This window comes from Maridesulfovibrio zosterae DSM 11974 (genome assembly GCF_000425265.1).
GTDB classification, from domain to species: Bacteria; Desulfobacterota; Desulfovibrionia; order Desulfovibrionales; family Desulfovibrionaceae; genus Maridesulfovibrio; species Maridesulfovibrio zosterae.
In genome coordinates this window covers 722,596-736,787 of record NZ_KE384342.1, presented here as the reverse complement: position 1 = coordinate 736,787, position 14,192 = coordinate 722,596, and the positions used below count along the sequence as shown (strand labels likewise).

At 39.3% G+C, this 14,192-nt stretch carries 13 protein-coding genes and 2 pseudogenes; 8 read left to right on the top strand and 7 right to left on the bottom strand.

Annotation, left to right across the window (positions count from 1 at the left end):
- The first annotated feature begins 113 nt into the window (after nt 1–113).
- The gene (locus H589_RS0114950) at nt 114–458 is read left to right on the top strand and encodes a hypothetical protein (RefSeq protein WP_156891744.1); all 345 of its coding nucleotides are present in this window, start codon (nt 114–116) and stop codon (nt 456–458) included.
- A 224-nt stretch (nt 459–682) separates the two neighbouring features.
- Here H589_RS0114950 and H589_RS0114945 read toward each other — a convergent pair whose 3' ends face one another.
- Together H589_RS0114945 and H589_RS20685 are read right to left on the bottom strand one after the other, a co-directional pair.
- Nucleotides 683–1,525 carry a FliG C-terminal domain-containing protein gene (locus H589_RS0114945; protein WP_027722779.1) on the bottom strand — a complete coding sequence of 281 codons (843 nt, stop codon included), beginning with the start codon at nt 1,523–1,525 and terminating at the stop codon, nt 683–685.
- A gap of 19 nt (nt 1,526–1,544) precedes the next feature.
- Nucleotides 1,545–1,864: pseudogene (locus H589_RS20685) on the bottom strand (ISL3 family transposase); the annotation flags it as partial.
- Nucleotides 1,865–1,973: 109 nt separating this feature from the next.
- Between H589_RS20685 and H589_RS0114940 the strand changes: the two are divergent.
- Nucleotides 1,974–2,939: a type III secretion system effector protein gene (locus tag H589_RS0114940; RefSeq protein ID WP_027722778.1), complete on the top strand. Its 966-nt coding sequence runs from the start codon at nt 1,974–1,976 to the stop codon at nt 2,937–2,939.
- Between the two features lie 281 nt (nt 2,940–3,220).
- The gene (locus H589_RS19860) at nt 3,221–3,553 is read left to right on the top strand and encodes a hypothetical protein (RefSeq protein WP_156891742.1); all 333 of its coding nucleotides are present in this window, start codon (nt 3,221–3,223) and stop codon (nt 3,551–3,553) included.
- A 157-nt stretch (nt 3,554–3,710) separates the two neighbouring features.
- On the opposite strand, the pseudogene H589_RS21275 reads toward H589_RS19860, so the two are convergent.
- Nucleotides 3,711–3,890: pseudogene (locus H589_RS21275) on the bottom strand (transposase); the annotation flags it as partial.
- Between the two features lie 514 nt (nt 3,891–4,404).
- Here H589_RS21275 and H589_RS0114925 point away from each other — a divergent pair.
- Nucleotides 4,405–5,751 carry a DEAD/DEAH box helicase gene (locus H589_RS0114925; RefSeq protein ID WP_027722777.1) on the top strand — a complete coding sequence of 449 codons (1,347 nt, stop codon included), beginning with the start codon at nt 4,405–4,407 and terminating at the stop codon, nt 5,749–5,751.
- Between the two features lie 81 nt (nt 5,752–5,832).
- Here the strand turns inward: H589_RS0114925 and H589_RS0114920 are convergent, their stop codons facing one another.
- Nucleotides 5,833–6,951 carry a hypothetical protein gene (locus H589_RS0114920; protein WP_027722776.1) on the bottom strand — a complete coding sequence of 373 codons (1,119 nt, stop codon included), beginning with the start codon at nt 6,949–6,951 and terminating at the stop codon, nt 5,833–5,835.
- A 512-nt stretch (nt 6,952–7,463) separates the two neighbouring features.
- Between H589_RS0114920 and H589_RS0114915 the strand changes: the two genes are divergently transcribed.
- From H589_RS0114915 to H589_RS0114900, 4 genes are all read left to right on the top strand, one after another.
- Nucleotides 7,464–8,225 (top strand): hypothetical protein, encoded by a 762-nt coding sequence (locus H589_RS0114915; protein WP_027722775.1) that lies wholly within the window; start codon nt 7,464–7,466, stop codon nt 8,223–8,225.
- A 154-nt stretch (nt 8,226–8,379) separates the two neighbouring features.
- Nucleotides 8,380–8,913 carry a RipA family octameric membrane protein gene (locus tag H589_RS0114910; RefSeq protein WP_027722774.1) on the top strand — a complete coding sequence of 178 codons (534 nt, stop codon included), beginning with the start codon at nt 8,380–8,382 and terminating at the stop codon, nt 8,911–8,913.
- A 505-nt stretch (nt 8,914–9,418) separates the two neighbouring features.
- Entirely contained in the window at nt 9,419–11,026 is a 1,608-nt protein-coding gene (locus tag H589_RS19850; RefSeq protein WP_051249759.1) for a methyl-accepting chemotaxis protein, read from the top strand.
- A 188-nt stretch (nt 11,027–11,214) separates the two neighbouring features.
- The gene (locus tag H589_RS0114900; protein ID WP_027722773.1) at nt 11,215–11,973 is read left to right on the top strand and encodes a crotonobetainyl-CoA--carnitine CoA-transferase; all 759 of its coding nucleotides are present in this window, start codon (nt 11,215–11,217) and stop codon (nt 11,971–11,973) included.
- Between the two features lie 5 nt (nt 11,974–11,978).
- Here the strand turns inward: H589_RS0114900 and H589_RS0114895 are convergent, their stop codons facing one another.
- The 3 genes from H589_RS0114895 to H589_RS0114885 all read right to left on the bottom strand — a co-directional run bounded on the left by H589_RS0114895 (nt 11,979) and on the right by H589_RS0114885 (nt 14,111).
- The gene (locus H589_RS0114895) at nt 11,979–12,755 is read right to left on the bottom strand and encodes an AraC family transcriptional regulator (RefSeq protein ID WP_027722772.1); all 777 of its coding nucleotides are present in this window, start codon (nt 12,753–12,755) and stop codon (nt 11,979–11,981) included.
- Between the two features lie 20 nt (nt 12,756–12,775).
- Nucleotides 12,776–13,351 carry a LysE family translocator gene (locus tag H589_RS0114890; RefSeq protein WP_027722771.1) on the bottom strand — a complete coding sequence of 192 codons (576 nt, stop codon included), beginning with the start codon at nt 13,349–13,351 and terminating at the stop codon, nt 12,776–12,778.
- Between the two features lie 82 nt (nt 13,352–13,433).
- Nucleotides 13,434–14,111 carry a Crp/Fnr family transcriptional regulator gene (locus H589_RS0114885; protein WP_027722770.1) on the bottom strand — a complete coding sequence of 226 codons (678 nt, stop codon included), beginning with the start codon at nt 14,109–14,111 and terminating at the stop codon, nt 13,434–13,436.
- Nucleotides 14,112–14,192 lie beyond the last annotated feature (81 nt).

Here is a 14,192-nt window from a genome sequence, read left to right as displayed (position 1 = left end):
TTAAATGTGTAAGTATAAACTTTCTGTAAGAGCAGTGTTAAAGGGGATACTTTTTCTTTTTATGACTATCGAAAGAAGAAGCATTACCATCACTATGCATAACTTGTGGATAGTTGGCAGCAGTAACAATATTCAAAAATAAGGATAAAATGATGAAACCAAGACCACTGGGCATAACTAAAGAAATTCTTGAAACTACAGGCTTCAATATAACCCATACATATGATGATCTGGTTTTCATCGAACATAATCCATTTTTGATTCAGTTTGATGATGAAAACCCCAGCTCGTTAAAAATATTATTTAATGTAGAGTGTGCAGCCGATGCAGCTCAAGAGATAGAAAATAAATTAAACAACATAGCAACCCAAAGAGATTTTACTATTGTGAACAGTGGGCGTTATGAGCTGAAACAGAAGGAAGGAACTGAAGAAATCGAAATAAAATTTTTCGCATAGTTCAAAGCAGGGGCGTGATAATAATTGTCCTCGCTTATGCGGTTAATTGCCCTTCAATATTTTTTAAAAGCTGTGATCATTGCTGATGAAAGCTTGAATTTATATTCCCCCTCATTACTTCCGTTGTGAGGGGGAATTGCTTTGAATATTCTGCTGGTTATTTAAGCGCATAAATAAGCGTCAGTTTTTTTTATGAATATGGCTGCATACACGCAAGATATAGCTTACCAGATAAAATCTATATCCTGAGTATCATCCCCGTGGAGATTGTGGTTGACCAGTGTCAGGAAGTCTTTCACAGCTACATCCTTTTCTTCCTGCGGAGCTGAGATATATTCTTTTATGTCTTTGGCCAGCATTTCCTGTGCCCCTGTGCTGAATAGATCCAGAATATGAGCTCTTACTTCGCTGGAGGATTCTGCAAGAACGCAGGTTACGGTTTCGTTGCTGACATGTTTAACCGATTCAAGAAGAGCATCTCTGTCTACATGAAGCAGATCATCTGTTTTCATGGCAAATTTTTCCATACTGATCTGAAATCCTTTGCGTTCTATTAGTGCGGTGATCTCCTTTTCATGCTCTTTACCATGCCATAGCATCATATCGGCCAGCAGTGATTTTTGGCGGTGTTCTGAAATTACTGCCTCGCCACGCAGTTCTTCACGGATTATATTAGACAGGTTCTCCAAGTGCTCGTGCTCGTAAATTCCTTTTTCAAGTAAAGCCATGCAGCCTTGAATTAAAACAGGATCTGCATTTTTATATATGTCCGAACGCTGGCGTGCGGTGCAGCAAAGCAGCAGAAGGGCATATCTTTGAGCTGCTTCTTTCCCTTCGCCGATAAAACGTATGCGGATGTTTTTCAACTGGCTGCTGCTATTAATCTGCTCCATAAGCCGGCTGACACGGGCAAAAGGTGTATCAGCATATTCATTATGCTGAAGCTCTGAAATACTATGCTTAATGTCTAGGATATCGCTGCCTGCCATCTCGTAGGAAAATTCAAGATCAGCGATTTCTTTCTTTAATTTATCAAGTTCTGCTTTGAAAGCTATTTGTCCGAACATATGGCCTCTTAAAAATGGTTCATCCGGTTAAAGCGTACTTCGCTTCATGAATGCCATGATCTTTAGCTTGAAAAATTCCAGATCACGGTATCCATATGCCTGCCTTTTCATGGTCTTGATTTTGTTATTCGTACCTTCAATTGGCTTTAATGAAAAGGGATGATCGTACCAAGCGAGTATCCCAAAGTTATGCGTTGCCAACGTATTTGCCATAGTATCGAGTGGGGCGATGCCAGAAGTTCTCGCACGAGATATCCAACTTTCCAGAAACCTGGCCGCATCTCTCTTGCTTGGCTGACTCCATATCTGGCGTAAGTCTTCTTTTGATGTTAAGAAATATTATATGTTCGATTGTTTTGGAGTATTAATGGTTTTGTCTATGAATTGACAGTTCAGTTAAGCTTGCAACGTGGTAATTTTTATATTTTATAATATTATAAGAGGTTAAATGATGGCTGATATTTATAATTTTGAGCGGTGGACGCCTCCGGATGTAAAAATTATAACTGATAATCAATGCGGGATATTTATAGCTAACAGTTTTGAAGAAAATGCAAATCCAGATCATGTAAACTACATTGCTAAATACACTGGGGAGATAGGCTCTTTTGCCGATGAGGTTAAGCGTTGTTTAGGATATATATACATAACTTACACAGGTAATTTTCTTCTTAATTCTTTGAATGCTTCCACACGTAAAGTTGTTATTTTTCCTGATCCAAATGGAATGACTTATAATACATATGAAGGATCCCGTAAAAAAATTGATATTACGGTTGAAAATGGAAGGGCCGTAAATCTAATAGCAGCTTTTAAACGGGGAGGTTTTGATGAGGAAAAATTTATTACAGAATTTATTAATATCCCTGAGTATAAAGAAGCCGTTACTCCTCAGTTTGATTGGATAGATTTTAAAGCCAAAATAAAACCTGTTACCACAACAATAGAAGTAGAAAGTAAAGATGCTTTATGGTGGATGATTGATAAAATAAAGAGAAAACATAAATCTTTTAATCCAAATCCTCGACATGTTGCTAACTCAATTGTGATGACACTTTACTACTGTAGCGATAATGGTCCTGGTAGTAACGTAGGTGTTGGGTTCAAGAAAGCTTATGTGAAAAGTTTTGATGGGGAAGCTTATGATGATCCTCTAATCAAGGAACGCCCTTCAGCCATAGGCCTGGCTCACGAGCTTATTCATGCATATTATTCTGTAAAAGGGAAGCAACCTTCAAGACCTAGTTATATTTTAGATGACCTGATTTGTATTGGTTTAGGTCCATGGATTAATGAAGCTATTACTGAAAATAAAATTAGGGCTGAGTGGAACTTTCAAGCATATCATATGGTGCCCGAAACAGATAAGGCAAATAGGACGAGAGTAGGATTCCGGACTAGTCATGCTGACTGAGGTTTATATAAGTCAAAAAGCACATGCATATTAATATAATCGGTCAGTTTGGAACGTTGCAGATACCTGATTAAGATTGTTAAGTTCATTGCGTTTTAATTATGCTCCGGGAGTTGATCTATAGTCTCTTTTCAGTTCTGCTTCTCCGCAGGCTGTACACATTTTAGAGACAGCAGGGATTAAGATGTATGGGCATTGCCATCAGTTCTGGCAGGGACAATATAAGCTAAAATTGCAACAAGCATACAGCGAACATCCCCAGAAAGAACCATAGCGTTTTATTGCGCCCTTTATTAACGGCAACTCTGGATGCCCAGAATCCAAATCCTGATCCGATCATGAGCCAGAAGAGCAGTGGAATGAATGCGGAAATTGAAGATATGAATCCACTCAAACAATATGCAGACCAGGTGAAATTCATCTCAGAAGAAATGAAAGCCGGAAATATTTCCATGACTGAGGGGGCAATACGTCTGCAGGCGGTTGCAGTATTTGTTGAACAGGATGCTGAGATAATTGAAGACGAGCGGGCTGCAGAACGGATGCGTAAATTTGCAGATATGATATATGGTGTGCTTGATAAAATGAAGCCCGATCGGAGGGTTATGCAGTAAGGTTTGATCTATTTCAGTGCTTGAATGAACAGGTCTGCAGTGCTATTTGCCAGGAAAAAATGGAATTGGTGTGAGAAAGGTAATCATGTTGTTTATGGTGATGGTTGGTCTGGTTCTGTGTTCTTGCAGAAAAGGTTTTGGTTTATATGAAACAAATTTAATTAATGCCCGGAATCCTTAGCTTGAAAAACTCCAGATCACGGTATCCATATACCTGCCTTTTCATGGTCTTGATTTTGTTATTTGTACCTTCCATTGACTGACTGCATATCTGGCGCAAGTCTTCTTTTAAATAGTAGGCTGTCGCTAACGGCTTGTTTAGCCGTAGAGCCTCCTCTTCGACGTTCATTGGCGTGAATATCGATTGAACGCCATGTCCTTTCATTTTGTCAAAAGTACGCTTAAACCGGATGAACCTAAATTAAGGTGTTAAAATATAAATATTACACAAGTTCTTTCTCATACTTTTTATCCATTTGAGAATAAACATGAATGATGGCTTTGCTGTTTTTTTTTATAATTTAATGAGATAGCAGTTTTAATGCCCGATATAGGCTAAGGCTTATAGTTGTAAACCGTCCTATCGTTTTTTGTTTAATCAATGACGCGGCAGGGTGATATTTCACCATAATCATCCACAGCCTCTTGCTCTTCTGGATGAATTAGGTAAATAGCTGGGCTGCATTGACAGATTATGAATCTGTTGAAGAATTTAAGATTAAGGGAAAGGACTGGCGGTTCGGCTTAGAACATCTTTCAATGGCTCGCTGAGTGATTGCGGGCTGAGAAATTATAGTCACTGAAGATCTTCATCCCGATATAACATGGACAGAGTTCCAGCAGGAGTTTTAATGCTGATTCATATATCAAATGATCTGACTCTGACGGATGTGCCTGCCGATCTGGTGGATACGATCAAAGAGTCCCTGACTCTTATGAATCCTGAGTTCATCAATGCTATGAAATACGGACGCAGGGCCGGACGCATTGCCAAGTACATCAAGATGTATTCAGGAGACCGTAAAAAAAAGCTGCATTGTCCGCGTGGTTTCGGGCTGGAGCTTCATCGGCTTGCCACAGATGTTGGTGAAGAAATTATATATGAAGATGACAGGCGCGAACTTGATCCTGTTGATTTTTCCTTCAAGGGTGAACTTCGATCCTATCAGTGCGAGGCTTTAGAATCATTTTCTCAGTCTACTCAAGGGGTGATGGAAGCAGGAACCGGTGCCGGAAAGACTGTAATGGCGTTAGCCTTAATCGCTCAGCGCAGACAGCCATGTCTTGTTATTGTGCATACCAAGGAACTGCTTCTCCAGTGGGTAGACAGAGCCAGGCAGTTTCTGGGTATAGAGGCTGGACAGGTGGGGAACGGCAAGTTCAATATTCAGCCGCTTACTATAGCTACAATTCAGACCGCCCGTAATCGTATGGATAAATTGATTCCGGCTTTCGGGCATATTGTGGTGGATGAATGCCACCGGACACCGGCAAGCACTTTTCAGGATGTAGTAACCAGTTTTGATGCAAAATATCTGACCGGACTTTCAGCTACACCCTACAGGAATGACGGTCTTGACCGGATGATAAATTTGACACTGGGCAATGTTGTTCATCGAGTCAATCCTGAATTACTACGTAACACCGGAGCTATTCTTAAACCTGAAATTTTCACAGTGAATACAGCTTTTTCCTATACTGGTGATATTTCAACTGAATATTCACGCATGATGACTGCGATTGCCGAGGACTACAACCGCAATGAAATTATAGCGAACTGTGTTGAAGACGAACTTGAACAGAATTCGGGAACTCTGCTGCTCGTAGCTGATCGAACTGCGCATCTTTTTGCTCTGGCGGATATTCTACAGGAACATGGCGTGGATGTGGCTGTCTTGACCGGCAAGACTCCGGCAGGTGAACGGGAAACTATTGTTGAGGATCTTAATGCCGGAAAAGTCAAAGTGCTGGCAAGTACAGCTTCTTTGATCGGTGAGGGCTTTGATTGTCCCGGACTGTCCACTCTTTTTCTCTGTTCACCCATTAAATCCAAAGGCAGGCTGATACAGATCATCGGTCGGATTCTGCGGCCTGCTGAAGGCAAACGTCCACGGCTCTATGATTTCATTGATGACAAAGTTGGAGTGCTTAAGCACAGTGCCGGCATTCGGCAGAAGATTTATGATGAAATGATGTAGAATACACTACGAAACTACCTGACGGCAGTTTGAATTTATAAGCCCCTTGCAATGATCATTGTAAGGGGCTTTTCTGCATCTTTATCTGTATGTTCTGCACGCCTCAAAGCTGAAGGTTTTTCCTTTGTATTTAAAATAGTATGTGTATTTGTTTGTCTTCCCTCTGAAATCATTTGCGCTGGACCAGAAGGAGCCTTGCTTAACACTGGATTTGCCGGGAAGGAGGACATTGGTTTTCCTTCTGTCCACTTCAAATGCTGTTGCTATATCATTATAGATATATGTAGAAACCCTGGATGTGCCACATGGATATTTGCTGCCGTTCGGTCTGGTGCAGTATTTTGTTAACGGTTTATAAGAATTCGTTATCAGCTTCACAAACCTTATTTCTGAATCGGAGTAATTATGAACTGTTATTTTGAAAAAGTTTCTGTATTTTTTCTTAGTCCAGTCCCAGCCAAGCTGAGTGTCATTGAATGGGTGAGTTCCAACATATGATGATTGATAATCCATTATATGATGTCCGAAATTATCATATATTTTAAGCATAGCATCACAGCCGTTGCCATGTCGGTCTACTTTAATTGAGGTTGGAACTTGAAAATTTTGCGGAGTATTGCCGTAGGGATCATTTCCGTATGGCGTATTGGTACTGCCGGAGCCTAGAGGAAGGGTGTCATATGGTGAATTATTATTCTGCTGCGATACTCCGGGATAATACCATGTATTCATGGCATGTCGCATTTGCTGTCTGGCCTGTTCGTGCCCTTTCAGTGACAGTCCCTGAAAAATATAGTTTACACCGTGATATCTAGATGCCACGAGTGATGAATCGAAATATGCCCCGTTGCGGGTATGTCCTGAATATACTCTGGTTACTGCCGGGTAGCCTGAAACATGTCCTGGTTGTTCAGATACAAAGTCTTGAAAGGGTAGTCCTTTTTTCGTCATCTCACTCGCCCATATTTTAAGCAGTTTTCCTAGCGGGACTTCTGCACCCGGCGCAGCGTATAATTCAATAAAAGCATCCTGCGATGGTGAAACACATTGTTTAATAAGATCATTTCCTCTCGCGGCAACGTTATCATTCCATCCCGGTGGACATTGAAGCCCCTGAGACATGTCAGTTGCAAAGCAATATAATGTAAGCCCTGAATATAAAACAGTTGTGAATATTAATACACGCCAGATCTGGTTCATATTGCTCTCCTTTAATTTAACAGAGCCAGTTAATTTTTAGATATAAATTTTATACACTAAATTAATCTACTACATATCTGTTTAATTGGGAAAAGCTAAATTGAATCATAAACGTTGCTTTGCAGTTTTAATAAATTTTTCCAGCTTTTTGCATTTGCTGCAATTTATTTTGTTGTCACATTTAGGATCTGAAGCATGAACATGATGAAATATAAATATATTTATGACCTTATTTTGCTACGTTATCTGACGTTCTCTGTTTTTTAGTATGTAGCATTTTATTTTTGTGATACTGAGAGTATAGATACAATAGCACTAAGGTTGTATTTTAGTTATTCTCTCTCCTATATTGTGGGGCACAACTTATCTTCGTTGCTGTCAATGGACTATTCATGTGGCAAGGTTACGATCTATGATTTTACCAAGACTAAACGTTATCTGCTGATCTAAAGGAGTTTAAACAATGCTAATAGAAAACAGAGATTTAAAGATAAAAACCCGCGGTAAAAACCATGAAAAATAAAATAATAGTAGCTGGTAATCTCAAGGGAACACACCTTTGGGATAGTCTCATTATTCCCAAAGGAGCCAAAGGAGTTTTCGGTATATGCTATTCAATATTGACATGGTCAGGAGTAGCAAAGGGATTAAGTCTCACAAGCCCTGGATCGTGGATAAAAAGCGTGGGTAAGATGTTTGAAGATGGTCATGCGACAACCTTTCTCATTAGTCCGGATTTAGATGATCTTGATCTGACTACTACAGCTGTTCACGTCAAGCCCAAAGCTGTTCTGGTCAAGCCCAAAGCTGTTCCAGTTAAGCCCGAACTCGCTCTAAAGAAAAGCACTGCGTACCTCACTCTGACCGGAATAGGTGATGAAGGTTGGATATTTGATAGAGAGCCCCTTGCGGATATTGACTGGGCACGATCAACAGGTAGCTCGACTACCTATGTCTATTATATAGGCGTGGATGAAGCCATGCTGAAAAAATATGAAATTGTGAGAAATTTACTGGAAGGTACTAAAACCGACTACGCCGCTCTATGGCCAAACTTACCCTTTACCAAAACCACCTATCAGAACTGTGTAAGCCACAGTAATTATTTAATGTGGAAGCTTGGGCTTGCATTTTTTCCCGTTCAAAGTAAGGGCTGGTGGATACCGTCACACAGTAACTGGCTAGAATGGTTCAAAAGTTTTGTACCCACATACCACGGTAGTTTCTGGTGGAAATATAAAAAATTTGAAAATACGAATACACATATTCCATAGTTTTAGTGACTTGCTCACTCCTATAGGCATTGGATGTAATGCCTAATTGTACTTCGCTATCTATCGCCTTTTTCTCAATATTTCCAGGATTGCTTGTGTCATAGTCATATAGGAGTTATAATATATTTCTAGAGTCTACTCTGGAGGGTTGGCTATGAGTGATAAACCAGGTTTTGAAAAAATACAGATGCTGGAGCAGTATAAAGTTTATGTAGAAGCTGCATGCAAAAATAGTATATTGCGTAGTGATATACATAAATTTTATGCACTACTTCTTTTACTTCTTATGGGAGGGATTGTATTTTTAATTAAAGATGAGAGATCTGATTTATCAAATTTTTATTGTTTTTTATTTTGTGTAAGTTTATTCGGTGTTTTTTTGTGTATGCTGTGGATCAGAACTATAGAATACTATAAATCTATAAGTGAAAAAAAATTTCCAATCATTCATGAAATGGAAGAATACTTACCATTTAAGTGTTTTCAATTAGAATGGGCACGCCGGAATAATATACAGGATCTGAGCGTTAAAGACAGTTGTATGGATATTTGTGGGTGCCTTAAAAAGCCTTCATGTAAATGTGATAAATCTATAGATAATGAGAAGCTGGTGCCAAAGGTTGCAGGAATACCTTTTATCATTTTGTGCTTATATTCATTCATAAAATTTTTATTTACATTATTTTAATATATCAATTTATGATCCTATAGTGCTTATAAATATTTTTGGAACTAGTATATATTAATCTTGAATTTTTTTATGTTTATAGTCGCGGCAGGGAGTGCTGCTGTACGGGTGATATTAAAAAAAATATTTCTTAATATCCTGCATCGTTGCAAAATGCTTTTTTCAATCATCGATTACTATCTTCAATTCTCTATAGTTCGTTCCTATCTGTTCTGACTAATCTAGACATAAAAGAACTCCATTATAGATTATATAATAAATATATTTAATTAATCTAGTAACAACGTATCGATATAAAATGATAAAATTACTATTTTGTTGTATTTATTATACGAAATCGTCCTATTACATTGACTCTAATGCTTTGCTTGGGTATTTTCGAAAACATAATTTTCGAATGTGAGCATTTTAATGTTGAGGGAGTTTCGAAAACGCTTAATACATTCGTCAATGTGTCTGGAATCGAGTTGTTTGAAATTTATCCTTTGGTGGTAGTGGGGGTTGTATGAAGATTAGGTCGTTACTTAGTATAGGTGTGTTTATTTCTGCTTCTGGTGGGTGTATTGCTTTTTTTATAGCGTCCAAAGTGCTGGATGTATCGAATTCAAATGTTATTTCCGGTCAATTAGTCCTTTCTCCTGAGTTGTTTTTTTATTCCTTACTTTCCTCATTTATAGTCTTTTCTCTTCTTGGTTGGCTTTTCAGTCGTATTGCTTTGAAAAAAATATCATCTTCCCTTGATGATACAGTTGGGTATTTGAAAAAATTAGCTTGTGGAGATTTGAGTTGTAATCTGCCGGATACTGCTGTGAATGAATTGGGAAATCTCAACTCTGAGCTTTGCAGTGCAGTTGCTTATCTTAAGACACGTATTGGATTTGCAGAGGGAGTATTGAATGCTATTGCCGATGCCTATCCTTTCATGACCTGTGATCAGGATGCCCGCATTAATTTTATCGGTAAACAATTACTTAAAGTATCTGGAAAAAAAGAAGATCCTTCAGAATATATTGGCCTGACTATCGGTGGTTATATTTATGGTGATAACAGCAGGAAAACCAGAACGGATAAAGTTGTTGAAGACGGTATAAGGGTTGAAGGCGAAACCCGCATTGAAGGTGAGGGACGAACACATATTCTGCAATTTTCAGCGGATCCTTTTTATGACCTCGATAATAATCAGATTGGTGCGTTAACCATCTATTTTGATCTTACTGAAGTGAAGGAACAACAGCAGGAGATTGAGGAAAATGCCAGACAGGTGGCACAGATTGCTTCAGAATTAGTAGAAATTACAGATCAGGTTAATTCTTCTGCTGCTATTATTGCCTCGCAGATTGATGAAGCTGCACGCGGTGCAGGTTTTCAATCTGAAAGGACCACTGAAACAGCCACAGCAATGGAAGAAATGAACAGCACAACTCTTGAAGTTGCTCGTAATGCTGTAAGTGCTGCCGATAATGCCAATGATGCTAAAGACAATGCCTATGCCGGACAAAAAGAGGTACATAATATTATAGATTCGATTGAAACAGTGCGTCTTCATGCCGAAACTCTGGGCGGATTTATGAGTGATCTTGGCCAGCAGACGGACTCAGTTGGCAGCGTTATCAGTGTAATTCAGGATATTGCTGACCAGACCAATCTTCTAGCTCTTAACGCAGCTATTGAGGCTGCCAGAGCAGGTGAGGCCGGGCGAGGGTTCGCTGTTGTAGCTGATGAAGTCCGTAAGCTTGCTGAAAAAACTATGACTGCAACTGATGAAGTTGGTAAAGCAATCAGCGCAATTCAGGCCGGTGCTCAGCGTTCTATTGACGGCGTTAAACAGGCGAATGCTGCGGTTGAACGTTCAACTGATATTGCACAAAATTCTGGTCATACTTTAGAAAAAATTGTTGAAATTGTGATCAGTACCTCAGATCAGGTTCAGTCAATTGCTACCGCAGCAGAGCAGCAGTCCGCCACCAGTGAAGAAATTCATCAGGCCGTAGATGATATTAACTCTATTGCTTCCCAGACAGCAGACGGAATGATGCAGGCCAATGAAGCCAGTAACGAATTGGTTAGAATGTGTGAGGAACTCAATACTTTGATTCGACGGTTATCAGCATAAAAAATTAAATATTGCGTGATTAACTCTAGGGTTTATCTAAAAAAGGTAGCACCATATAAGTGCTACCTTTTTTTATGATCATATCGTATATTATTTTGCCTGTTCAATAGGCAGGCAGCTAAAATAACGCCGGTTGTTTTTTCGATGATATAACTAATTAATTTAAAGTGTTCTTCTGGAGTTGGAATATGTCTAAAAAAAGTCTGGGCGACAATGATCTTGCATCTGATGAAGAACATGCTGCCCGCGCAAATCTGGGTGAGTTGTTTGGGAACAGTCCAATTCCGCAGCAGGAAATGCTTCAGAATTTAGGTTTATATATTAATCGCAAGTCATTATCCCGATTATTGTTTCTGCACGAACTATATAAAAAAATTATTGATGTGCATGGCGTGGTTATGGAATTCGGTGTGCGCTGGGGACAGACTCTTTCACTCTTTACATCACTTCGCGGAATCTATGAGCCATATAATTACAACCGCAAACTGATAGGTTTTGATACTTTTGAGGGTTTTCTCGAACCCAACCGGAAAGATGGTAATGCTCGTCGGATATGCAAAGGAAACTACAGTGTTACTAAAGACTATGAGGGATATTTAGCTGATCTGCTTGATTATCATGAGCAGGAATCACCTATCAGTCATATTCAGAAATATTCACTTATTAAGGGTGATGCCTCAGTTAAGATTACTGAATATCTTGATAAAAATCCTGAAACGATTGTCGCTTTGGCATATTTTGATTTTGATCTGTATAAGCCTACGTATGATTGTCTGAAAGCAATCAGACCACATCTGACCAAAGGAAGTGTAATAGGTTTTGATGAACTCAATGATTCTAATTTTCCGGGTGAAACTCTTGCTCTTAAGGAAATCTTAGGGCTTGATAGTTTTAGTATCAAACGTATGCCGTATTGCCCTATGTCATCATATATTGTGATTGAATAATGCTTTTAGCCTACCAGCTGAGAATACGAGAATGCTGTAACTCCGTAGACACTTTTGAATAATCTGTTCATATGTGAAAGGTCGTAGAACCCGCATTTGAGCATGACATCGTATAATTCGTCTTTGGCATCAAGCAGTTTTTTGGCATGGGCAATTTTGCCGTTAAGAAAAAACTGATAAGGTGAAACCCCCTTAATTGCTTTAAACTGCCGTATGAAGTGAAATTTGGACATTTGAATTTCATTGCATATTTCATCCAGCTTTAATGGATGCTCATAACTTGCGTGCATCATCTCAATGGCACGCCTGACAGCTGTAAAGCTCTTAGGCATACGCATCTTTTCATCCGCATTGGCTGTGCGATCGATAACACTCATGATTAGTTCGGTTGTAAGCAGCTCAGTCTGTCCTGTTTCTATAGAGTGCGCCAGACTTACAATGTTCGCGGCAAGCTTTTTGTCATAGACAACGGGAGCAGAGAATCTCAATATATCTTTTTTACCTGAAATTTCTTTAAAAAGATCTGTGGGGATATATGTCATGACATATTCAAGGCCTTTTTCATCACCGGCACAACCGTCGTGAATCTGATCCGGATTAAAGAGCATAATCCCGCCCGGTTTGGATTGGCACTGTTCGCCCTCAAGCTTCCATTGCTGTATTCCTTTTAACGTTACACCTATGGAGTATTCTTCATGAGCATGTTTCTTGTATTTAAACTCGTCGAATTTTGCTGATAATAAAGTGATATCATTTGACGTATAGTAATTGAATTCACGCATTGCAGACACCTTAGATTAGTTTAAATTCCTGAAACGGCATAGGCACAGTAGATCATTGTAACAGACAGTATAATATTGGCCTGTTTTTGGTAAGATTGCATATAACAGCTGAAGAGTGCTCCAAGAACCACCCACGATGAATAGGCACAGCAACCTATAACCGCCAGTATAGCTACAAATAAGGCTATGTCCATCGGGGCTGTGTAGTAGGGTGTTACAAAGCTGCCTATCACTGTTAATGTGAACATCACAGCTTTAGGATTGATAAACTGCATTATGAATCCTGTCATGAATCCGCCGCTCTGGTTCTGGTCGTTTTGAATATCCATATTAAATATTTTGTAGGCCAGATAGAGCATATATAATGCCCCGATAATACCCATGACATGTTCAATGCCGGGAATGAAGTCAAGCATAAAGCTGTTGGCTGCTGTTGCAAAGATCAGTAGCAGGAAAAACGCCAGTGAAGCTCCTGCAACAAATTTAAGCGCCTGCTTATAACCGTAATTCTGCGTTGTTGAAAAAATCATTATATTCGCAGGGCCGGGGGTAAACGTGACTACAATGCTATATGCCAGAAAAGCGAAGATGTTCATGCTGTTTTTCCTTTCATTTTTTAATATGATTGGAAAATTGCACGAATGTTCAGATGCGGCATAGTACAAAGTTGCTACTCGGCTATGGACAGAATCCTTCACTGCAGCTGTTGAGCAGATCTGCGTTTAAAATTGTGACAGTTGTACCGCTTACTTCAATCAGTTCATTTTTCGACATTTTTTTCATTGCCCGCGACAGGGCTTCCGGCGTGATTCCGATGATTTTGGAAAGTTCACGATATGAAATATCCATTTCTACCAGACCATCTTTTTCCATACTCAGGAAATAAGCCGCTAAACGGGATGGAACCTGCTTAAGGGAAAGTGAATCGATCATGTCCATTGCTTCTTTAAGCCTTCGGGACATAACCCGCATCATACTCATCAAAATAGTAGGGTCTTCATGAACAAGTTTCTCATATTCTGCGGGACTTATAAAAAGTACCTTGCTGTCCTCAAGTGCTCCTAAATTGGCAGGCATCTTACCATCAGAAAAAACTGAGCATAAGCAAAACGGTTCACCTGGGCCGAATACGAAGATAGTCTGTTCTTTCCCATCTTCAGCCAGTTTGAAAAGCTTCACTTTACCCGAAAGTAAAATATGCATTCCCTGAGAAGATTTATCCTCACTGAAAAAAATGGCCTTTTTAGGGATATTGCTGACTACAGCATGTTCAGCCAGCCGTATTAACTGCTCTTCCTTTAGCCGTGAAAAAACCGGAATCTCTCCGATAGCTGCTTTTATTTCTATGTTATTCATCAAATTCCTTTAAATTTATTTGTATTGATCAGGATCAATGCTGAAATATGTTTAGCTGAGTATATTAAGTTCAAGAGCATT